Origin of the sequence: Colwellia sp. BRX8-5 (assembly GCF_014077325.1) — a bacterium.
Taxonomy (GTDB): Bacteria; Pseudomonadota; Gammaproteobacteria; order Enterobacterales; family Alteromonadaceae; genus Colwellia_A.
Map to the genome: position 1 here is coordinate 24,787 of NZ_JACGVR010000031.1, position 23,045 is coordinate 47,831.

The 23,045-nt window shown below is 37.4% G+C and carries 20 protein-coding genes and 1 pseudogene; 4 read left to right on the forward strand and 17 right to left on the reverse strand.

Translation table 11 applies throughout. From position 1 onward, the window contains the following. Window positions 1-307: 307 nt before the first annotated feature. From H4J62_RS16205 to H4J62_RS16215, 3 genes are all read right to left on the reverse strand, one after another. Entirely contained in the window at window positions 308-2,857 is a 2,550-nt protein-coding gene (locus H4J62_RS16205; protein ID WP_182217192.1) for an RND family transporter, read from the reverse strand. After that, a complete protein-coding gene (locus H4J62_RS16210) occupies window positions 2,841-3,449 on the reverse strand; it encodes a phospholipid-binding protein MlaC (RefSeq protein ID WP_182217190.1) in 609 nt (202 codons plus the stop codon). The genes H4J62_RS16205 and H4J62_RS16210 overlap by 17 nt, the downstream gene beginning before the upstream one ends. 63 nt (window positions 3,450-3,512) lie before the next feature. Next, window positions 3,513-3,800 (reverse strand): coiled coil domain-containing protein, encoded by a 288-nt coding sequence (locus H4J62_RS16215; RefSeq protein WP_182217188.1) that lies wholly within the window; start codon window positions 3,798-3,800, stop codon window positions 3,513-3,515. A 420-nt stretch (window positions 3,801-4,220) separates the two neighbouring features. On the opposite strand from H4J62_RS16215, the gene H4J62_RS16220 reads away from it, so the two are divergent. After that, complete coding sequence (locus H4J62_RS16220) at window positions 4,221-4,379, forward strand: hypothetical protein (RefSeq protein WP_182217186.1); 159 nt, start codon at window positions 4,221-4,223, stop codon at window positions 4,377-4,379. Window positions 4,380-4,529: 150 nt separating this feature from the next. On the opposite strand, the gene H4J62_RS16225 is transcribed toward H4J62_RS16220, so the two are convergent. The 9 genes from H4J62_RS16225 to H4J62_RS16265 form a co-directional block, all read right to left on the reverse strand. Next, entirely contained in the window at window positions 4,530-5,495 is a 966-nt protein-coding gene (locus H4J62_RS16225; protein WP_182217185.1) for a PstS family phosphate ABC transporter substrate-binding protein, read from the reverse strand. A 153-nt stretch (window positions 5,496-5,648) separates the two neighbouring features. Continuing rightward, the gene (locus H4J62_RS16230; protein WP_182217183.1) at window positions 5,649-6,104 is read right to left on the reverse strand and encodes a hypothetical protein; all 456 of its coding nucleotides are present in this window, start codon (window positions 6,102-6,104) and stop codon (window positions 5,649-5,651) included. A 201-nt stretch (window positions 6,105-6,305) separates the two neighbouring features. Further along, window positions 6,306-6,506 carry a hypothetical protein gene (locus H4J62_RS16235; protein WP_259364777.1) on the reverse strand — a complete coding sequence of 67 codons (201 nt, stop codon included), beginning with the start codon at window positions 6,504-6,506 and terminating at the stop codon, window positions 6,306-6,308. 27 nt (window positions 6,507-6,533) lie between these two features. Further along, window positions 6,534-6,704 (reverse strand): thiamine pyrophosphate-binding protein, encoded by a 171-nt coding sequence (locus H4J62_RS20785; protein WP_220466039.1) that lies wholly within the window; start codon window positions 6,702-6,704, stop codon window positions 6,534-6,536. A 213-nt stretch (window positions 6,705-6,917) separates the two neighbouring features. Beyond that, entirely contained in the window at window positions 6,918-8,135 is a 1,218-nt protein-coding gene (locus H4J62_RS16245) for an APC family permease (protein WP_182217181.1), read from the reverse strand. After that, complete coding sequence (locus H4J62_RS16250) at window positions 8,136-9,194, reverse strand: sodium:calcium antiporter (RefSeq protein WP_182217179.1); 1,059 nt, start codon at window positions 9,192-9,194, stop codon at window positions 8,136-8,138. Between the two features lie 177 nt (window positions 9,195-9,371). Further along, on the reverse strand, window positions 9,372-11,069 hold the full coding sequence (locus H4J62_RS16255) for an FAD-dependent oxidoreductase (protein WP_259364776.1): 1,698 nt from the start codon (window positions 11,067-11,069) through the stop codon (window positions 9,372-9,374). 57 nt (window positions 11,070-11,126) lie between these two features. After that, window positions 11,127-11,951, reverse strand: coding sequence for a PRC-barrel domain-containing protein (locus tag H4J62_RS16260; RefSeq protein ID WP_182217176.1), 825 nt, complete (start codon window positions 11,949-11,951; stop codon window positions 11,127-11,129). A 313-nt stretch (window positions 11,952-12,264) separates the two neighbouring features. After that, on the reverse strand, window positions 12,265-12,495 hold the full coding sequence (locus H4J62_RS16265) for a ferritin (RefSeq protein WP_182217174.1): 231 nt from the start codon (window positions 12,493-12,495) through the stop codon (window positions 12,265-12,267). 289 nt (window positions 12,496-12,784) lie between these two features. Between H4J62_RS16265 and H4J62_RS16270 the strand changes: the two are divergent. Further along, a pseudogene (locus tag H4J62_RS16270) lies at window positions 12,785-12,988 on the forward strand (IS3 family transposase); the annotation flags it as partial. 1,042 nt (window positions 12,989-14,030) lie between these two features. Here H4J62_RS16270 and ptuB read toward each other — a convergent pair. From ptuB to H4J62_RS16290, 4 genes are all read right to left on the reverse strand, one after another. Continuing rightward, window positions 14,031-14,696: a retron Ec78 anti-phage system effector HNH endonuclease PtuB gene (gene ptuB, locus H4J62_RS16275; RefSeq protein WP_182217172.1), complete on the reverse strand. Its 666-nt coding sequence runs from the start codon at window positions 14,694-14,696 to the stop codon at window positions 14,031-14,033. Further along, window positions 14,696-16,408, reverse strand: coding sequence for a retron Ec78 anti-phage system effector ATPase PtuA (ptuA, locus tag H4J62_RS16280; protein ID WP_182230919.1), 1,713 nt, complete (start codon window positions 16,406-16,408; stop codon window positions 14,696-14,698). Before ptuA ends, ptuB begins: the two co-directional genes overlap by 1 nt. Beyond that, window positions 16,401-17,333, reverse strand: a complete 933-nt coding sequence (locus H4J62_RS16285; protein WP_182230920.1) for a retron St85 family RNA-directed DNA polymerase — start codon at window positions 17,331-17,333, stop codon at window positions 16,401-16,403. Before H4J62_RS16285 ends, ptuA begins: the two co-directional genes overlap by 8 nt. 355 nt (window positions 17,334-17,688) lie before the next feature. Further along, complete coding sequence (locus tag H4J62_RS16290; RefSeq protein ID WP_182218669.1) at window positions 17,689-18,840, reverse strand: DUF6035 family protein; 1,152 nt, start codon at window positions 18,838-18,840, stop codon at window positions 17,689-17,691. Between the two features lie 117 nt (window positions 18,841-18,957). Between H4J62_RS16290 and H4J62_RS16295 the strand changes: the two genes are divergently transcribed. After that, the gene (locus H4J62_RS16295) at window positions 18,958-19,794 is read left to right on the forward strand and encodes a YafY family protein (protein ID WP_182218670.1); all 837 of its coding nucleotides are present in this window, start codon (window positions 18,958-18,960) and stop codon (window positions 19,792-19,794) included. Window positions 19,795-19,969: 175 nt separating this feature from the next. Here H4J62_RS16295 and H4J62_RS16300 read toward each other — a convergent pair whose 3' ends face one another. Then, window positions 19,970-21,664 (reverse strand): hypothetical protein, encoded by a 1,695-nt coding sequence (locus H4J62_RS16300; RefSeq protein WP_182218672.1) that lies wholly within the window; start codon window positions 21,662-21,664, stop codon window positions 19,970-19,972. A gap of 101 nt (window positions 21,665-21,765) precedes the next feature. On the opposite strand from H4J62_RS16300, the gene H4J62_RS16305 reads away from it, so the two are divergent. Beyond that, entirely contained in the window at window positions 21,766-22,896 is a 1,131-nt protein-coding gene (locus tag H4J62_RS16305) for a site-specific integrase (protein WP_182218674.1), read from the forward strand. Window positions 22,897-23,045: the final 149 nt, after the last annotated feature.

Below are 23,045 nucleotides of genomic sequence, written 5' to 3' on the forward strand. Positions count from 1 at the left end.
GCAAAATGCGCGAGACTGGGTCTTTATCTTAGTGAATCACTGGGAGAAATATCTGTTGGTATTAATGAGCCCAAGATATTCAGTGAGCCAGCTTTGTATTTAATAAAGCCGGATTCAACGCTCTATTATGAAACTATTCAATCCATGCCATTTGCCCGACCCTCGACATCAGAGATGTTAGCGGCAATTGATTATGCAATTAAAGAGGATTATCCGGCGAGTACTGAGGTTCAGTTGCTTTAGCTCAGCTTGAACGTTATCTCATGCCACTGATATGTTATACCAAATCTATTAAGTTCTTCCCCACTCAGTTAGAATTGAATGGCTTGAGCCAAATTAATAGCACTGGAAGCAACAGAAGATCGGCAAACAAAGCGATTATCATCGCTGAAGCGATCAGTAAAGAAAAATAGATAGTAGGTACAAAGTTAGAAAACATTAATAATGAAAAACCAATCACAATGGTCATAGAAGTATAAAAAATAGCGTAGCCAATACTGTTATGAGTTAAGTGTATTGCCTTTAAATAATCATGCTCTAGTTCGAATTCTTTTTTATAGCGGTGAATATAATGAACGGTATCATCAACAGCAATACCCATGGCTATAGCAGCGATAGTAATCGTCATCATATCAAGCGGGATACCTACCCAACCCATTATGCCAAAAATAAATGATACACTCACAATATTTGTCAACATGGCAATCAAAGCGAGTTTAATCGATCTAAATAATATCAAAAACATGATACTCAAAACAAACACAACCAAACCTAATGTTTTTATTTGAGAATCAAAGAGTGTTTGTAACATATTGTTATAAAGCAACATCATGCCAGAAAGGTGTACGTTGTCAGGTTCAATATCAGCCTCTACCGCTAACTCCTGACTAATTTTCTTGAGTAAAGCATCTCGCCGTAAGTCTTTATTAGAATCCATAATTCGAGTGGTCAATCGAACTTGACTGTTTTCTAAATCGAGATAAGGCGTAATGGTAACATCACGAAATTCCTTTGGCATTTTAGTATAAAGCAGCGCAAGCTCTAAATTATCAAGCGATTCCCCCTCATTTATATTTCGGCCAAGCTTTAATATACTGGCAAAAGAAAGCACTTTTCCGGTGTGTTCTAGTGAATTCAAGTAGTTATGAGCCGCTTCTATTCGCTTCATCTTAAACTCCGTAAACCAATAGGCGTGATCGTCTTCTTCGCTTTTGAATTCATTTTCGAACTCATCAAAAAGCGTACCTGGTTCAGATTGGGCGTCTGATGGTTCGTTTTCTACCTCTTTATCACTCTTTTCATTCTCAGGGAAATCAATGATGATGTCCAACGGTGTCGTGCCGCCTAACGATGTGTCAATCACTTTCATGCCCTGATATATTTCAGAGTCGCTTTTAAAATAATTAATGAAGCTATTCTCTACAATCAACCGATTTGCGCCAGTAGCGTTGAACACAAGCAATGCAATACTAGATACAATAATGGTAACTCGATATTTTTCAGCCATATTGCCAAGTTGACCGATCAACTTAATGTGCTTTTCAAAGCCCAAGTAAACGGGTTCTTTTTTTAATAAAGACATTGTTGCAGGGAATACTAGAAAGACAATGACGAAAGAAACAATCATGCCCGCACTAATCATCCAACCAAAATTCATGATGGGTAAGATATTGCTAATCGCCAGCGAACTAAATCCAGTAATCGTTGTGCATACTACAAAAAGACATGGTAAAAACATCGACAAGGTTGCCTCAAGCACTATTTCTTTGTGGGTAGAACTTTCCTTTTTTCTGATTAATTCACGATAGCGAACACAAAGGTGGATAGCTAGAGACATAGTCATTATGAGCTGTATAGATATGAAATTTGAAGAAATAACAGTGACTTCCCAGCCGAAGTAACCCAGTAGTCCTGCTGTAACGACGATTGACAGGGCAGAAATTAATATTGGAATAACGACATATCTCATTTGGCGGAAAACAATAAACAAAACAAGAATCAATAGTCCGATCAGGGTGCTGCCGTATAGCTTTAAATCATCGCGAATAAAACTAATCATGTCATCCGCGACCATATTAATTCCACCAAGAAAAACAACCGCTTTTTCTTGGTGTTTGCTTAGAGTTTTTCGTATTTGGCTAATCGTTTGATGGTTCTTTTCACGAAAGTTTTCTCGGTGATTTACAAGCTCAATTTCTAAACGATCGAGTGTCGCTTGGTTAACTTCACTCATTTCAGTTAAGCCATGAGATAATTTTTGCTCTAATAGCTGGTTACGTTGTTTAAGTAGCTCGAAATAGGATTCATCTTGCTTATAAAATATTTGTATGGCTGTCGTCTTGAAATCATCACTGACTAAGTTCTGCTGATAGATAGGACTTGATAAGAACTCATTCTTAACCTTAGTCCTATTTTTTTCGATATTGATTGATTTTAATGTTTGAACATTTTTTAGCAGCTCAGAAAATGGTTGGCTGAACGTCTGTAGTAATGGAACATTGAGTATTGACGTAACGCTTTCAACTAAATCAAGTTGTTTGATTTCACTGGTAAGTTGCTCAATATCTTTCAGTACTATTTTATCCAGTAATTGACCTTCCTTGGGAGTATAGGTAACGATTAAAAAGTCTGGATTATAGTAGTTTCTTGTAATTTTTCGGCTATAGGCCAGATCTTTATCATCTTTGAGCAGCAAGGTTTCAGCTGAAGCATCTATCTTAATATTAAATGCTTGGCTGCCTATAATTACAGCAATGAGTAAAACAACGAACAAGACTAGATAGGGGTACTCTATAACCATACGGCTATAAAATTTATTAATCATGGTGACTAATTTTACACTATCGTTTTGATTCATTATTTTTCTTTAGTTTTTCCAGGAATTCATCGATTGAGTAAGCATTTAATATCTCTTTAAATTGAGAACGTTGAGTCTGAACAATGCTTACACCATCCACCTTGATATCATAGGCTAGCCATAGATTGTCTTTTTTAAGGTAAAATTTATACAACAACTTGATTCTATCTTTAGAATCAAGAATATAAGTTGTGACAGCAATTCGTGTTGTTTTATAATGCTCTGCTTTTTCGACAATAATTTCTTGTTGAGAAAAAGCAAACATTGTCTTTAAATACAAGGAACTAATACGCTCGATAAATAGGCCGAGATACTCTTTTTTCTGTTTGGGATTGAGTTCTTTCCATGCGCTCCCGCCGATACTCAATTTAGCCATAAGCTCAAAGTCAATTAAGCCATTGGCGATTGAAAATATTTTGTTTGACTTAACACTTTTTAATTGTGTAGGATCAACCAAAATGGCGACTATGTTGTCGGTTGCGGACTTTACTTGCTCAAATACTTGTCGTTCATCATGAACTCCAGCGTTGGCTACTGAAAGACTAATAAATATCAAAATGGTTCGTGAAACTATTGCCTTTACTAACTTCATCGAGACCTCTGTTATTAATATATCCTACGGTTTATTTCATTATGGCTGCAATGAGCATACTGTTTATTTGAATCTGGAGTTAGCCGATTTCAGCGCATTATTGAGTGAGTTCCACGCACTATCCATGCCTGCTTTTAGATCCTCCCATGCATCGTCTCCGGCTTCCTGAAGTTCGGCAAGCTTGCTGTTGGCCGCTTCTTGCATCATTCGCAATTCCTCGATTTGCTTGTAGTACTCAAGTTGTGCATCAGCTTCAGCTTTATCTGCTTTTGCCTTGAGCTTATCTATCTCTGCTACCAACTCGTCCAATTGTGCTTGCAGTTTTTTTTGGTAAGCTACTTTCATGTTCATTGCTTATCTCCTTGGTTGCTTAATATTGTGAATGAATAATTAGTGCCAAGTACATGCATACCGCCAACTAATACCGTCATTTTTGGAGCGGTCAGCCCCATTTATTGTGTACGATCTAACATTAACTCTTCTTGCCTAACGACATACTCTTGTTTTTAATCAGAGTCTCATCACAAACAGATGGGGGATTGAGTTTATAACTTCCCTAAAAATAATGCAGTTATAATAGATTAGGCCAAAATACCATTGCTTTCTGTACGTTGGCGCACATTATGCCATTTTAAGTGGGTTTAATATGCTAAGCACTCCATACGAGATGGGCTGATTTCCTATGCTATTTTTTATGTGATTTATAATTATCAGCAAGCTTAATTTATAGCCGGGTACATCTTATATTCCCCCCCACAAAAGGAAACTGACATGGCCAATACAATTTTAAAATCAGAAGCTTCTGAAACAAAAAATTATTTAGGCGGTAACAAACCTTCAGAGTTTTATCACTACCTAGCAGATATAAAATATCTTTTTAAAGCAACCAACACACTAACTGGTGATAAGTTATTGAAAATCATAAACTAGCAGCGTGAGAAAAAAACCACTTCCTACTCTTTTAAAGTCGATTGATAAGCCATTTTTTTGCTTTACCTCTTCTATTGATTTTTAGTCTAGCCGTACAGCACTATCATGCTTTATGGCTAGACGAGTTGCTTCTGGTACAACTTAGCCACTCTAATGTAATGGCAGTGGAACATAACCAGCCTTCTTTGCGACCGCTTGACCTGCTTTCGAACGGGCATAATCAAGAAAGGCCTGTATCGCTGGTTTGGCATTGCGGCCAGGAGGGATATTGATAATAATACTGAGCCTGCGTGCAAGTGGATAACGTCCACTTTGAATCGCTCTAATCGAGGGAGAAACTGCTTCATCATCCCTATGTGTAGCTATTGCCAATGCACGGATACCAGTTGAGTGACGCGCACTGCTGGCGAAACCAATAGCGGCCGGGTTGTCGGTCAGAGCCCACTCCACGGCTGCGGGACCAGCCAAAGCTTGGAAGTTGGCACGGAAGTCGCCGTCACACAATGCGACGTGTTTGAATAAGAGGTAGGCACCACTGCTTGCTGTCAAACCCAGTGCTGTAATCGGATCCTTACTGTATTCTCCTTTCACACCCAACTGGCCCCAGTTTTCAAAGGGCTGATCGGCACCACAGCGCAAGCTAGCAGAGTAGATAGCGTCAAGCTGTGGGATAGATATTTGCCGTAACGAGTTGAGTGAATTGACATATAAAACCACCCCGTCCATGGCCACAGGAAATAGCGTGGGCGCATAACCGAAGCGATCCATAAATCGCTCCTCCTCTTGCCGGCTCATAGGCATATCGATGAGCACAGAATCGGCGCTACCGTTGATTAACGCTTCAACACCCACCGAACTGCCTCCATCGGCGACGGTGATGGCAACACGGGGGTTGCGGTAGCTGAAGTCGTCTGCCCACAGGCTGATTAAATTCGCTAAGGGGACAGAGCCGGTGACCACGACACGCCCGCCTAGCGGTAGCTTAGATTCCGATGCTGGATCGGCATAACTCGGTGTTAGGGAAGTCCAGAGCAGCACAGGAAGTAGCAATGACCGAAACAGACGCGCGGTCGAACGGCAATGAAAACTAGATGACAAAACAATGTTGTTGAACATGGTGATTCTTCCTATTAGGGGCTGTGAATATCTTCGCCAAATATTGCACTAGACATCCAAGTCTTTTATATTTCATTTTAAATAATGAAATTTCATTATTGTTCGAAAATACAACGCAGAGATTTTTACTTTCCGAGTTGAGCGTTAGGTAGTTTACCTATTTGAACCGATCTCATTTTCTGATTTCTCCCAGGCATCATTGAGAGCCATATAAGCATCTAAAAAACCTTTTTTCATATGCTTCCAGGCTTTATCAGTACTACTTTTCAGGCTGCCATACCATTGGGCTACCTGATTCCGCTGCTTGCGTAGCGCCTTGAGACTATCACGAGCTTTTTTGCGCGTATCCTTATCCATTTTGTCCCAACGTTCATCAACATCTGCCTCCAACGCGTCAATGCGCTTATCCAGTTTATCCAATGCCGCTTTTGTTTTGTAAATCGCCTCGCTCTTTCGCTCAGCGGTATACGCGTCAAGCGTCTGAAGTAAATATTGTGCTTCTTGCTTAACCTCTTCTATTGACGTTTTGTCAGTCGACGTTATCGCATAGCACTGCGATGTGATTCCGAGGATGCTAATCAACACCATTGAACGGATAGTAAATTTCATTTGTTATCTCCTTTCGTTATACTTGCTATAATCATGTTGTTTACTTAAGATTTGATCCTGTTGACTTAAGCGTTGCCAAGCGTAGTAAGGGAAGTAAAAGCCCCTACTCGACAGACAAAGAAGATGAAGAAAAATCATTGAGATCTATCAATTCAGCCAGCGGTTAGGTTAAATTTAATGGCTCTATTCATAATTTTTTTATCATAATTCGCGTAAGTATTTTAGATCGTTCTTGGTCGTATCTACTATTTCTGCAAACTTTCCATTGACCATTAATTTTGCCATAGATTGTGCAAAGCTTTTCACTTGTTGAAAGTTAAGTGAAGGCGGCATTGCTAGGGCATTGGGATCAGTAAAAATATTGATTATCGCAGGACCCTTATGTTTGAAACCGTTTGACAATGCACTAATTCCACCTCTTTAGATTCCTTAGCCTCCCATGCAGCAACCGATACCATTCAACTCTGCTTCCATAGAAGCAGCATAGGCTCCAGCTTCCTCGTGCCTGACGTGGCTCCATTGTAATCTACCATCCCTTCGCACAGCATCATTGACTGGGTTAAGACTGTCACCAGTCACCGCGTAAATTTTTCTTAACACCAGCTTCTACCAGCATTTCTACAAAATGTTCTGATACGTTTTTTGACATAATTCCTCCTGTTTTTGATTTTACCTAGGCCATCGTAAACAGCTATTTTTTAATTGTTTTTGTATAGCTGTGACCGAATTCTATCTTCGACTGTATTCATAAACCATTTTCATACGAGTAAAAAAGCAAGCAGTTTTCAACTTTAATACTTAGCAAAAGACGAGTTAAAATAACCTCTGCCACACCTGAAATGCGATGACAACAATAGAGGTCATAAAACCAAAGAGTGAGATCCAACGAGGAAAATATATTTTCTGTTTACTATCACGGTTTTCTCTCCCTTTAATACGCCAAAGAGAGAGATTAACGATGGCAAAAATGATCAAGATAATAAAACTGGTAGATTCTGCTAAGGTTTTTAGCGGGAAAAAAACGGATAAAACAAGTACAATGAGGGTTATGAGAGCGGTTGCACGAAGCGGTGTCTGGGTTTTAGCGTTGATCTTTCCTAAAAAAGTTGGTGCTTTATCTTTTTTAGATAAACCGTAAATAACACGTGAAGCCATAATAATCTGTGCTAATGCGCCATTGATAATTAAAATGCTGACAATTCCCAGTATTTTCATAGAAAAATCGCCGTGACCACGCAAAATTTCTGCAACAGGGGTGTTGCTACTTGAGATCATCTGAGGCGATACGGTTAATACGGCAATGGTAGATACCACTATGTATATAAGAGTTGTTAAGACAATACTCACTAAGATGGCAATAGGCAGGTTTTTTCTGACATCTTTGACCTCTTCAGCCATATTGACCATATCTTCAAAACCGATAAAAGCATAAAAGCCTAAAAAGGCGCCTGAAAATACACCCAACCAAACGGTACTACTTGTTGGGATAAAGAGCTCTGTCCATCTACTTGGTAAGGCTTGTAAACTGTCTCCACCAACAAAGACAATATAGACTAATGCGCCTATTTGTATGACACTTATAACGGCAACAAAAGCGACGGACTTTCCAATCCCCCATCCTGCAATAATTCCCATACCAAGCACTAAAAAAAGTATCGTAAGTGTTTGCGATACAGCGATAAAGTCTTGTATAAAACCAGCCGTAGCAACGGTTATAGTGGCAGCTGAAACAATCCCTGTTAAGATAACCAGCCAACCAACAAGCGTTGAGAAATTTTTACTTGAAAATCCTTCCTGAGTGTAGCGCGCTTCTCCTGCACTAAAAGGAAACCGTGATGATAACTCAGCAAAAGAGGTGGCACTAATAAATGCCAATCCCCCTGAAAGTAAAAAAGCCAACGGCATAAAGAGTCCAGCTTCATCAGCGATCTCTCCAAGCAAGGCAAAAAAACCTCCACCGATCATAGTGCCTAGTCCATAAAGGATCAGCATGGGCAGTGATATGGAACGATTGAGTTTTGTTTCTGACATTTATACGCCTCTTAGTGTGTAAAGTATGTAGAGCGTGATGAGATAAATAATCAAAACGGCTATGGAGTCCATGCCCATTCGGAGAAAGGTTTGAGATTTTCTTACAATAAGTCCAATAACATAAATAGCCGTGACAACGATGCCTGAGACAAGCGCAAATTTTGCAGAGTCGTTCACGCTATTGAGTATGGCGCCATTGAGGTAAAACATATCTGCAGGTAAAAGTAAAAATATCATAATAAGATTACTGCCAAAGATATTGGATATGGCCATGCTCTGAGCACCCAGACGTACTGCAGCAATACTCGCACTAAGTTCAGGTAAAGAGGTACTGCTTGCGAGTAAGGTTACACCGATAAAGCTTGAGCCTAACCCTGATTGTGTGGCGATAGCTTCCGCTATTTGCACGAGTACGACACCTGAAACAAGAATCGCTAAACTGGCAAAACCACTATATAAATAGAGTTTTTTTGTAGCATGTGAGTTTTTAGCTCGTTTATCCTTTGGGTTTGCTTTTTGTTTTATATCTTCATGGAAATTTGCAACATTCCAACTATTATTCTTGCCGTAGTCTAAAAATATAAAGATTGCTAGTATGTATAAAATAGCTAATAAAATAGGGCTTGCTCCTATATGCCCAAACACAACAGTATCACCCAGCATCGTTGCTACTAAAACCAAAGATAGCAGCAAGATCAATACGACCCCCTGAAGTAAGTTGATGGACTTTTGAGCCGCAACACTCAACGTTGCCGTGCCAATAATGAATATATCGGCGATAGCAAGTACAGCAGTCTGCATCGTCATACCGCCAAACATAGCATTTAAAACAAGTTCCCCGTTACCATGCAAAGCACCTGCAGTGTTAGTGACTATTTCTGGGAGTTGTGTTGCAAGGGCTAGAAATATAAATCCCATACTCGCTTTATCCCAATTTTTACGATCAGAGATGATGTCTGCATACGCAGTTAAGCGTGTTCCAGAAATCCATACTGTTACTCCGGCTAATAAAAATAATATTATGTTTAGCCAGATAGGAAATGTTTGAAAATTCAGCATAGAATCAATACTGTTAGTAGCTGCTTGGGCGTCGTTTTTTCAGCACCTTTTTTAGGTTTTGTAAATGCCAAAATACCAAGCGCGGTTGCACTAACTAATGTCAGACTATAATGGGATGTTTTATATACATGGTCATTCATAGGCCTTCCGATATTTATTCTTTGCAGACGTAACTCTTTATTTGGCAATCTCAAAGGCGATTGCGCTAACCGATAACATTACAATTAATATCAAACCAACATCCAACACGTTAGGAAGTTTGCAGTAATAAAGAAAGTCATCAATTTTCCCAAGGACTTTTAGCACGAGTAGGTTCGACTGTGATGTGACTTTTACTTGTGGCTCAAAAACCTTTACCGCTAGCTTTCCACTCTCGACCGCTGCCTCGATGCTCCAAACATCTGCCGTCGTTTTGGTGTGAGCACCAGCAAGAACAAGGTTAGATATTGTGGTCTTTTGCTTCGGCATATATTGCTGGGTATTTGTCGAGTTCACCCATTTTGGTTGAGACGATTTTATTCCTTCAGAAGAAAATTCCCACTCATGCCAAACTTTGATCTTTACAATGGAAAAATCTGTCCAACTTTTACCGCCGTTTGCTTTTTTCACCAAATCTTCCAAGGCATGACTCTGTTTTAATTGAAATAACACTTCATCAAGGAATTGTTCTTCAGTGCATTGTTCCAAACAAAGACCATGTACTGGACCTGGAACCTTTGATACGCAAGCCGTGACTGTCCACAGTGATTTAATATCTTCCCCTAGAGCACTAAGCTGTCCCCAAGCTTGTTCCTGAGAAAAAAGAGTCAGGTTAAAGGCGGAATCTGAAATAACAAGTGCGCATCTTTTTCGAGGCCAAAGCATTTTTTCTTTGAAGCCGATTCTAAATGATACCTGAGTGTGAGGCCCCTGCTTTACTAAGGATTGAAAAAGATTAAGTTCCGGTTTATCTTCAAGTAGAGGGGTTCGCGCCAATATATCTGCCGCACTAAAGGGATTCAGTGCAAGCACATAGATATCGGCCTGAACGGTTTCACCATTGACTAATTCTGCTGCTGTAATCTTGTCTTCTTCAAAACTCAAACGATGAAGTGGAGTCTGCCAGAAGAACTCAACCTGGTTTTGCATTAGGTGATTGATCCACTTATCAAACCAAACCTCACTGCTGGGCCCGTTCAAAAGTAACCATCCTGTGCGCGCCGTGTGATCCCACGGTCCACCTTCACTATCTCCTGAATGACGATACGAATATTTAGTGACCAATTGCTTACGGAAAAAATGAGCGACATGATGGAAAGAAACATTACACCAATCAGAGCCCACCCAAGGGCCAAAGGTGGAGCTCCACGTGTTAAGTGTCGAAGCAGATAAATAGGGCCGCCAAGCTTCTTTAGCATTGATAGTACTGTATTTATGGCTACTGCGGTTATTTGAGCACCAGGCCTTTAGTATAAGCCAACCCCACAGCCATTTTTCTTTGGTCGTCATACTAAAAAGGTTTTCCACATCGACATTGTTGGGATTAGAATCGCCAAAATGAGCCGTTCCTGAGTTTGGCGCCAATCCGAATACTACTGGCCGTGAAAGGATATTTTCATAGAGACTGGAGCACTCATCAAAGGGGATTTCCTTGATGAGTTCGAAAAAATTGTTATACCAAGGACCCATTCCATGCCAAGAGTATTCAGAAGGCATGCCTTCATCTTCTTTCCTTCTGGCACTTCTAAAAAAGCCACCAGCATCAGAATTCGCCTCAAACACCTTGACATTATAGCCAAGCTTTGAAAATTCATGCGCTACCGTCAGTCCAGAAATTCCGCCACCAAAAACAGCAACACTTTTCGTTTTTGTGGCTGATTCTGTGGATTTAGACATAGATTCTGATACCATTTAACACCTCTAATATTATTGTCAGTCGCTTCTACCGCGCTACTATAACTGTGGTTTTTGGGTGTCATTTCTCTCATCATCCACCCAATAACCGAGACGGCCATAATGATTGTAGATATACATTTCCGCCTTACGATCCACTTGCATTGCTTCGTTATACGCCGGAGCATCCTTCACATCCTGTCGTGTCAGATTGACAGACGCCTTAGCATCCACCCAGCTAACATCCTCAATCCAATGTGGAGGAATGAGCACTTGATGACCTAGCCACCAGTTACTTGTATTCACTATCATGTATCGAATGGCCCAAGTATCTTCATCGATAAGCAGGCCCTCTATGTGGCCGATGTCACCATCGGTAGCATGAATGTGGTAGTTGATTATCGCTTGACAACTACGAAGATGAATATCATCATCTTGGTGCTGTTCAGCTCTAGAAGCCTTCGTCGCTTCTGGATCTTCGTCATGGGGTGGCAAAATAAAGCCATCGTGTCTAGTTAACATCATACTCGGATACATACCCTCGCCCCACATCCCATAACCTCCCCAATAATATGGATAGCCGTAGTACTCAAATAACTGGATCTCTTGCTGTCGAGAGACTGGCTTTTGGGTATTGATGTCAGGGCTGTTCTCTACTTGGTCTTTTGTGATCGAAACCGGTAGGAGCTTGTCCGCCCAGTTCGCTATGCCTATCGAGATAGGTGATATAAGGACTTCTCTACTCGAAAGCCAAGTGCCTGTGTCAACAACCAGATAGCGAGCGCACCAAGTTTTGTCATCGAAATAAAAATCTGTGACATGACCAATGTTGCCATCTGTCGCTTGGATAGTGTAGCCTTCTAGATTTTTAATAGTTCGTAACATGAGGTATTTCTCCTTCAAATAAAATAGTTAAACAGGGTTAGATATAAAGATATTAATATGCCGATCTGACAACTCAGCTGATAGGCTTGCGAACATTAACATTAGAACAATTGATATTTAGATTTACTTTAACGACTAGTTCTCCAATGTTTTTTCGGAGATAGCCTAACCGATTACAATACTAGAATTGGTCACTATTAGAAGAACTCAATGGGTAGTTGTTTGAGTGCTGATAGCACTTGAAGAGAACCGTATATATTTTAAATACTAGGTTAATCACCTATTTTTAATTATCAGTCTCTTTTTTAAACATCTACGCGCTGCCAATCTCCCTGTTATTCTGAGTTATTGTCTTATCTGTAAAGAGGTAATCTTTTAATTTTTTATCAAAGGTTGGATCTTGCCTTCTGATCAATTCTTGGAGCATTGCGGCATGCTCTTTTTCTTCATCTCGATTATGTACAAGAATTACTTTTAATTTTTCATTGTTAAAAGCATCAACTGTTAGTTCACTTGTTGGTTCGTGATAGCCTTCGTTTAACATTATTATCTACTCCATGAATTGTGGTTGTTGTTATAAACATCCAACGATCACATTCAAATACACATTACTGAAATATTACTTCACTGCGTCTATATTCTTTGATGATAGTGAATTAGGTGCATCGTCCAATGTCTAATTATCAATGAATATATATGCAATGTCTGTTCGCTGTCGAACTTAGTAAGTTTTGGCATTCCATAACAAGACGCTGTTTAATACCAAACGGATTAATTACTCCAATTAACTAAGCCCAGTCAAAATGCCTTGTCCGTTAGCAGTTTGCAGTTTGCAGTTTGCAGTGCAAGAAAGCATTAACATCTCAACCCTGTATAGTTGGCAAAAGCAATTTAATACCTCGGGTTTAAATGTGTCAAAAGTGAGTTCATCAGATAAGTGGTCAAGTGAGGAAAAGTTTTCAATTGTATTGGAAAAAGCCACACTATTGGAAGTTGAGTTAAGTGAGTATTGTCGAGTGAAAGGTTGGTATCCGGAGACAGACTTGAGGTGTCACACTCTATGTTCAAGTAAAGTGACGAGATTTTTATTCAAGAGAAAAAATCTAAACCATATAGATGATGACTTATAATAATGGGGAGGATTTTAACTAACTAGGAAGTACAGAAAAAAAGGTGGTACCCGGAGACGGACTTGAACCGTCACACTCTATGTTCAAGTAAAGTGACGAGATTTTTATTCAAGAGAAAAAATCTAAACGATGTAGATGATGACTTGCAATAATGGGGAGGATTTTAACTAACTAGGAAGTTCAGAAAAAAGGTGGTACCCGGAGACGGACTTGAACCGTCACACTCTATGTTCAAGTAAAGTGACGAGATTTTTATTCAAGAGAAAAAATCTAAACGATGTAGATAATGACTTGCAATAATGGAGAGGATTTTAACTAACTAGGAAGTACAGAAAAAAAGGTGGTACCCGGAGACGGACTTGAACCGTCACACTCTATGAGCGAGGGATTTTAAATTCTTCGTGTTAATTTAATCATGAAAAGTTTACTTACTGATTTTACTTGATTTAATAATTACATCTCGATTTGATGTACCGAATACCAGCCTAAAATAGCATTAATCAACGTGTAAAGTCGGTATAAAGTTGTTTTCCTTTAGTCTGCCTAATTACTTTTATGATATTCATACTTTTCTATTAGCCTGATAACCTTTTTTTCAATCGACCACTTCGACATTTCATTTTGTTGATTATCAAAATTATCCACATGCCCCCAATAGAATTTCCAGTGTGCTTTATTAGGAGACTTAATAATATCTTCAACTATATTACTTAAATTATCAAAAGCAGCTTTGTATTTATATAAATCAATTACGGTTAACTGATCTATTTTATTGTAGTGACATAGTTAATTTGGCCAGACAATATGAGGTGATGTCATTTACTTAATCTTTTCGCTGACAGGTTGTAAATCCTTCGACTTAGGTTATCCCCAAAACCGTTACTTACTGATTTTATTTACTTTTACCTTTAGTTACAAATACTATTTATGAAGACTAAAAGAGCAGAGATTAGAAAATAGCTTGTCTAATAGCAGTCCTATGGGCTTCTGATTGAGATTCGATTTCAATCTCTAGAAATTGAGCTTCAAACTCTTCTTGAGTCAAACCGAGCTGATCAACTAGTTCAAAAAGAGCAAGCACTCTATTTTCAAAAAGTTTTATCTGACTTCGTCTTGAAGTAACAAGTTTTACAGCTTTTAAATTTAAAGCAGTAATAGTTTCAGTTGCCCTAGCTTTCTGTTCACAATTCAACCCACTTTTCTCTTCAATAGTTCCTGTAGATAGAAACTTAAGATAGTCGTCTGGTTCATCTTCATCTGGTTTTAATACCAAGCTAGGATCGTAATCTCTTGGAATACCACCAGGCAAATCTTGATCTTTATAATGCCCACAATGTTCATTCGAATCACAGCAACCAAATAAATTTGGCCATGAAAATGTTAAGTGGGAATAAGCTGCACATCCTTTATGAAAAAAATGCTCTATATGTCCTTTTCCTGCACCTTGTTCTGCTGGTGACTCACAATATACACAGAAACGATCTTGAATTTTATATAGTTCACTCCAAATACCCCATTTATCGCGCAATACCACATTATCCCAAGTATCAGGAGGGGATGTAAAATTGGATAGACACGCTGGTTGTTGCGCTATATTCCTATCTAACTTTTTCATTACCCTTTTGATCCTTTTGAAACAGTTAAACGTTCTTTCATTTCAGCTATTTTAATTTGATTAAGACAATCATTTACAACAGGATGATCTTTGCCGAAATGTTCGAGTATAAGTTCTAAAACCTTATTAGCTTCAGTTTTCTTTTTATCCATCAAAAGACTTGAGAAATCATTTACCCAGTCGGCTTCTACAACATTAGGTATGGCGCTTGTATTCATTATTTGGGATAGAATATCTAAGCTATTAACTCCTTTAGTTTGAAACTTCGGTGTAGTTATAACGTCTTCACCATGTTCGCTTATATCGAATTTACGGATTTGACTTTTATCTACCGTTGATAGTACTTGAGGACTATGAGTAGTGATAATAAATTGAATATTAGGAAATGTATCTAACAAGCTTTGGATGATCGTTTGCTGCCATTGTGGGTGTAGATGTAATTCTATCTCATCGATAACTACGATTCCTTGTCCTGATAAAGGTGTTTCACTATCAGGATTCAGCATTACAAGCCTACGAGATAAATCGGCCGCCAGTGCTACTAAAATTTGTTGCCCTTGAGAAGCTTGATAGATATTTATTGGTACTTTATCATTATTTACTTTTAGCTCAGCACGGCCTGAACTCCTATCTACGAATATATCAGATACGCTAGGAGTAATGTCGACAATAGCTTTTTTAACAATAGCTAATTGCTTTTCAAAAAACTGGCTATTATCACTTAATTCGATAATTGATTTATGCTCTTTTTTCTTATCGTCTAGCATTTTCTTGAGAACTGGGTCGTCTGTATTTACGTTTTTTTCAAATGAGGCAATTTGCTCTTCTAATTCTTTTAGTTCTTTGCTTTTAGCCGGGTTTGCTAAATTGTTTAATATTAAAAACCATTCTAAAAAGTCACCAAAATTACCAGCCCCATCAAGTGCTCCTTCATAAGCATCAAAACGTGAGTTTGAATCTATATTCGATAGTTTTTCAATATTAAAAGATTTATTAGATTTTAAATGCGAGCGTTCTACGGAATAAAAAGCAAATAATGGTAAATTAATTTCTTCTTTTTTTAACTTCTTTTGAGAATCATTTATTACTCTATATAAATCTGATAGTTCCCTTAACTCTTCTAAATAGCTCGTCTCTACGCCGTCAGAAACTCCTTTTACATAACGGAATAAGGAAGTATCTCTTATAATAGATTTACCCAAAGATATTTTAGAGTGAACCTCTGCTCGATGGTCACAATTTATATTTGGATCGTATTTTGTTAAAGGTTTACCATGTTTACCTTCTTTTTCTAATCCAGCACTTAACCAACTTAAAGTTTTTGCAATACTATATGCTATTGACGTTTTTCCTGCGCCATTACTACCAATATAGACTGTCAATTGTTCATCAAAAGTCATTTTCAAATTAGAAAACTTGCGAAAATCAATTAGATTCAAAGACTTTATGTGTAATTTATTAACAGGGGTTTCAATTCCGTTAATATTCTTAACGCTAGAGAGGTATTCGACACAATTTTGAAAATACTTTTCAATTAAAACAGCTTCGAGTCCAGTATCTTCACCTTTTCTATCGGATTGATAAAGCTGGAACTTTGACGTGATATCGCCACTATGAGCATTAGCTGCCAATTTTTTGAAAAATTTGCGTCTAATAGCTTCTAATTTTTCTTTATTATCGCTTAACGTATCATTGTTATTGGTATCACTCATTATGTGCCTCGATAATTCTTTGTATTAGAGTCTCTGAATATTTTTTTGTAAGTGACGATATAAACATAGGTTCGATATGTCTTGCGAAAGCTATCAATCCTTGTAGATGCCTAATATCCTTTTGATCTAGCTTATTAAGTTGGAATTGATGAACTAGGTGTTTTATATAACGTTTACGCTCTCTTCCTAATGAAAGTTTTTCATCATTAGAAATAGTGATACCCGTAACATGCCTGTTATGTGCCTTGGACGAGAACTTTGTTTTACGTTGATTAATAACTAATCTATGATCGAAACACTCTTTTAATTTAGTTTTGATTACTGAAGGTATCGAAGATAAAATATCTTTTTTGTTTGTAGAAAAAGTTAAATCGTCTGCATATCTAGTATAATAAACAGACTCTTTCTGGCAATGTTCAGTAACTACCTCATCAAAAAGGTACATACAAAAATTTGATATCGAAGGTGAACTGGGAGCACCCACACTTAGTTTTAGGTCATTACTTCTTGTGGATCTTGGCTGCCAAAAGAGTAGCCTTTCAATCCACTCTTTATCGTTATCATCAGGCAAAGCTTTAAACTTACCCCATGCGTTCCAAAATACTTCTGGTGTAATAGAGTTGAAAAAATTTTCCAAATCCATTTTTAACAGATAACGCTGCTTCCGATGGACCTCTGCATTGTCTTTTATGCTCTTTCCTGACGAATACGCCATTGAGTTAGCATGATGAGGAAATTGATATAATTCTAGAAAAGTACGCTGGTATTCCTTTAACTCTTTTGAAGGTTGAGCAATAACACGATGCCCGAAACTGCGTTTGGGTATATTATAAACTTTGTATTTTTTAGGCGCGTCAAATAAGAAAAATGCTACATCTTTTTTAGTAAAATTTAATTTATTTGCTAGTTTATCTATAACACCCATTATTTTCCTTAGTTAAAAAAAGCCCAAGAGTTACCCTCTTGGGCTTTCACTCTTTACTTAAAGAATGCGGTATGCATGCATCCTAAAGGAGGTACGAGTTTAGGATGCATGTATATCGCATATAAACCCGTTCAATAAATTAGAGTCTGGCTAATCACCCGACTAGACAAATTTTGTCCGAAGCTAAAGAGTTTCCCTATATTACTCTAAGCCTTTGCTTTTAACAATAATAGTGTCTCGACTTACTAAAGATAAGGTAATTTTAATGAGTACTATAATTATTGATTAACAGTGTTTGGAATTGTTATTAAAATCATGAAAATAAGAGTATTCTTCTTTGTTCGTGATTATAAGATTATACATCAACAATTTGACTACATTTTTTACAAACTAAAAGATTTCCTATCTTATTCAGATTGGTGTATTCATGACAATTAGGGCAAAGCACTGTTGTTTTTTTAATATTAACTTGGGTTTGGTTAATAATTCTATCTGTAGCTTTCCGTTTATATTTTGAATAAGTACCTGTTAACCCATTTGATGATGGTTGACTTCTTTTATAACCAAATAAAGGCTTATTCCTCTCTTCCTCAGCCTTTCTTTTTCGCTCTTCTTGTTCTTGATGAATTATTTCTTTTTTTCGACCAATTTCATCTAACAATTCAAGTTCAGCTTTATCTGTATCGAAATAAAAAAGCTTGAGGTTCACATCATCAAAAGTAAGTTCTTTAATTGATACTAGTGTGCTTTCCCACTCGTGTTCAATAATCAAAGCCCCGTCCACAATATAAGGTTTCCTGTAATAACATCTAAAATACAACTCATTGTGCTGCTGACATAGAGCTTTACATTCATCATCTAGAACCAGAGCATTGCTTTTATTTGCATATGCTATATCTAATTCCGTAAAACGCTTTCCTTCAAAATTTAAGAATACCCATGCAATATAGGCATCCCTTTCTTTATAAAATTTTTCTCTATCAATGATGACATCAATAAATGTCGTTGAAACTTGCAGTTCAAATACTATTTTGACTTTATTAGTAGTATAAAAGGCGCTTACATCTGGTCTACGCCACTCTTTAGCTACCCCCTTAGTATTTTCTTCCCTAAATGTTTTTTCCATTTTGACATCTTCAAATGAGATGTCTTTCTTTAAGGTGTCATGAATGAAAATTTTATTAGTTTTGTGAGCCAGCCCTTCTTTTTGACCATTAAACTTCATTGCTAAAATTTGCTCAGCGGTAAGTTTACAGCCTGTTTTTATTGGACATATTTCAGAATCTTGAAAATGTCTAAAATGTATTTTTTGCTTTTTAGTCCCTGCAATAATTAATGGTTGAAAACAAATAGGACACAAGAGTGTTCTTTCTGCTGTCTTTGGTCTTAACTGACGTCTCAACTCAAACAGTGGTTTTTCATCCCAACTTAGAAACTCCTCAGCATCACAGACCCTATCTTCTTCAGGTATAAATACTTGATCCATGTTTCTTTTATTAACTATCACTTCAATTCCTTACTAAATTTCAATAATAAAATGATACAGTACTAATCAATTGATTAGTACTTGTTAATTAATACATGATAAAGTTATTAGGTTAATCAATTATGGAATGGTATTATTTTGAAATTAGAAAGTATGGTATTTATCGACTTACTGTTAATGTACCGAGGTTACTTAGGTAGAAATGATCTCACTAATATACTTGGTATTGCGCCAGCTTCAGCTACTAGAGCTTTTGCTAGTTATCGAAGTAAATATCCTGACAATATTGCCTATGATGTAAGTAAAACAAGGTATTCAATTACACCTGACTTTTCACCTGCATTTGAACATAACATAGCTGATGCCTTAGACTTAGTACTCAAGGGTAATGTTGTATTAAGAAAAGTATTAAATATAGATCAGAGTCATGTTTATGTGAAAGGTGCTACTTTTCCAACAGCTGATGTTGTAGCTGAATTAACCAGAGCATTTCACTTAAAGCACTGTGTTGATGTCGATTACGCCTCTTCATCTACCGAAGGAAGTCAGAGAATATTTTCACCTAATTCATTTTTTGAGGCTGGTGGTGTTTGGTATGTGCGTGGCGTTAACATTGTGAAAAAAGAGTACCGCACTTATAAGCTATGCCGATTTACTCGCGCAGAATCAATTGATGCTACATACGTTTCCAATGATAAAGATGAGGAATGGAATAGTAATATTACTTTAACAATTGCTCCCCATACAAAGCACCCACATCCTGATGCACTACGATTAGACTTAGGATTAGTTGATAAGCCAGTAATCAATATAACAACTAATAAAGTTTTGGCTGGGTTCACATTATCTAAGATGCGAGTGGATAGCTCAAAAGATGCGTTACTCGATTGTAAAATGTTTAACCTTCAGCTTATGAATCGTCATGAACTAACCGACATTAAATCCATGGATTTTGCTCCTGGGTACAAATTATAGCTAACAAAAAGATAGTTAAAATGTGCGTTTTAAAAAGTAAACTTTAGTCACTTTATCCATAGCATGTGACAGATAGCTACGAAGATACCCCCTACTGTTTGCTTATTCATTTAAAAAACCATCGCAAGGGTATATGGGTATACACATATGACAGTGTTTTTTTATTTGTTCATACTTAACGTTCTTTTAGATCCCAAACGATTCTATTGCTTGGTTGATAAATAAAACCATTACCATCCATTTTTAATGCGCCTTTGAAGCCGCCATTTTTATCTGATGTACCAGAGCCATACAAGTGAAAATATAAATACGGACATTTATGTTTAATTAATTTCATCCCCGCCTTCATGGTATTCCACATACCGTTTGTTAGTTCTTTATTTTCATTGTTATCATCACTACTAGCGCTTCCGACCAAATCAGATGGGAAGATCGTATTTAATAAATCGTCTTTTGAATATTCAGCCGATTCTTCAGCATTTAGAATATGCTTAATATTATCTGCGTAGTTACTGTCTTGTGTCAGAGCACTAATATTAAACGCATTACGAGTAATGTCTTTCTCTAGCCCATTTAATTGCGCTATATCTAAATATTCAGAATCCCAGTACTTTTTAATCTGTTTTCTAATTGTGCTAATACTAATCCGAATATCTTTCTTTGCATTTTTACTGTTTTTTATTACTGGGGCTGACTGATCATCATAATTAGGTTCGTCATTTACAAACCTAGAAAGTTCGCCTTCATCCTCTTCTTTTGACAGCAGAGATTGTAGTAAAATAGATGGTACAGCTGTTTGATTTTGTGGATTTGAATTTGTATGACGTATTAGCATTCTTAGCAAATTTAGACCTTTGCTTTGTTTTACTTCAACATTTTTATCTTCACCAAAGTTAATAATATATTTATTACCTGTTCTATTTAACCCTGCTGTTTTAGGAAGTGGAAACTGACGGTAAATCAAAGGCATAATGAATTCGTCAAAGCTTTCAGCTTCAATTTGAACATTAGCTAACCAGAACTGATGATAAGGTGATATTTCATCTTCGCCTGTAAAACCTTCGGACATGACATGTCTTGAAAAATATAATTTATGTGAATCACCAAAATGAATGGCATTGTAATCGTAGTGCGGCAACAGATTTCTTTGCCAATGCGCTTTGCTAATAACTTGTGGAAGTTGAGTTGGTTTATCTTTTAACTTTAATTCATCTTTAAATTTGATAATCGCAGGGTAATAGTAAGCTGAGAATTTTCCTGACTGTAATAAATCTAATAACTTATAGTGGGTTTTAGCCACTAATTTATCATGTGGCGACACAATTATATTCGGAATACCCCCTTGCTGCATCTTAGCTTGTCGAAGTTGTTCCATTTCTGCGAGTTTTTTACTAGCTTCTGGTGACGATAAGTATTTAAGAAGCTCTAGATCTTCTTTTGATATTTCATCTGCTGATGATGCTGATTTCGTTATTTTCTCTGGTTTGAATGTCTCATCTTTTGGATAGATATCCGTGTGAGCTAACCGAGATATTTGGCTTTCAACTTCGTAACTAAACCAAGCTTCTACGCCTTCGCCTAATGACTCACTTTTACTTTGACATACAAGCTGATTATCAGGTGTTAAAAGCATTCCTCCATCGACGGCATTTGTTAAGTTAATTGACTCAGATATACCTTGGTATAGAGAGCCGTCAAAATAATCATGCCCTAACGTATTTACCAACGCTGAGTAGTTAATTGGCTTTAGTGGCGCTTTATGATCATAAAAATTCCAACCACCAATCATTTCATTTTCTGGAATTGATTGCTCTTTTTCTATCACCCATAACATTGCACTAAAAGCTTTACCGATAGGAATTGTTTTCATTAATAAGCTAACTCATAACCACTTGATGAAACACAACTTATCATTTTTTTCACTGAATTTCATGCATGACCTTTAGGTATCCACTAAAGGTAGTATAAAATATGTACGAGGTTGTTAAGTTTTCAAATACGCTGATCAATAAGCGAGAGTTTATTGATAAAGAAGTTTTATTAAAAGATACGGAAGTTCCAGGATTGCTTTGTCGTATAGGTAAACGAAGTAAAACCTATTACTTACGCTATTCACAAAAGAATACAGGCAAGGTTAAAACTAAAAAAATGGGTAATGCTTTATTGCACTTAGTTAGTGATATTCGAAAAAAAGCATTGAAGCAACTGCTTCGTAATGAAGACGGTTTTGGCGCTGATTTTGAAACAATTAATGATATTATTGATGGTCCATTCTTAACTGATGCACGCATTAACAAGAAGAACATTAAGCCTGAGCTATCAAAGTTAGAGAAGCATATAAGACCTTATTTTGGGCACTTAGAATTCGACCGAATAACACAGCCGCTAATAAATCAGTTTATTGAAGAAAAACTTGAGAGATTAAGTCACTCTTCAGTTGATAGATTAAGCGCTATAGCACGTAAAATAGGTCGCTTTGCTGTTGATTCTGGTGCTCACCCTGTTAATGTTTTTAGAAATTGGAAGCAATTTAATAGAGATAATACACGCACTCAAACCATGAGACCTGAGCAATTAAAACCTTTTATTGCTTGTTGTTTGCAAGATAAAAATAAAGTTCAGCAAGACGTTCTTATGCTGTGCGCTACTGCTGGTGGCCGTATTGGTGAGATAAAACGTATACGAGTATCAGAGGTTAATATTGAAAATGGCACCATTATCTTACCTCATACCAAATCTGGTAAAAAGCAAACGTTAATACTCAATTCGTTTGCAATAGAGATAGTTAATCGCCGTATAGCAGAAACCACAAACGAGTGGCTTTTCCCATCTAATCGTAAGTTTGGCTCACCTATCCATTACCCACGCGGCTGTTGGGCACGAGTACAGGCGCGGATGCTTGAGCTAGGACATGACATCAGTGACCTAAGAAACCATGACCTGAGGCGGGTTTTCGGATCTGTTGCAGCAAAAAATAGCGACGTACTAACAACCTCCAAGTTACTTCACCATGGCTCTGTAGGTGTCACAATGCGATATATTTCATACCAAGATGATGACTTACGCGATACATCCGAAGCTGTAGCTAACGCTTACAGATAACTTACAGATAACTTACAGATATAGCTTACAAGCGGTTATTTACTTCGGTAGATAACCGCTTTTTTATTGGTCGTCTGCGCAGCAGACGACCTTCCCTTAGCTTTGCTGAGGGCAGCAATGTTTTTTATTTTTATCTTTATTTTTATTTT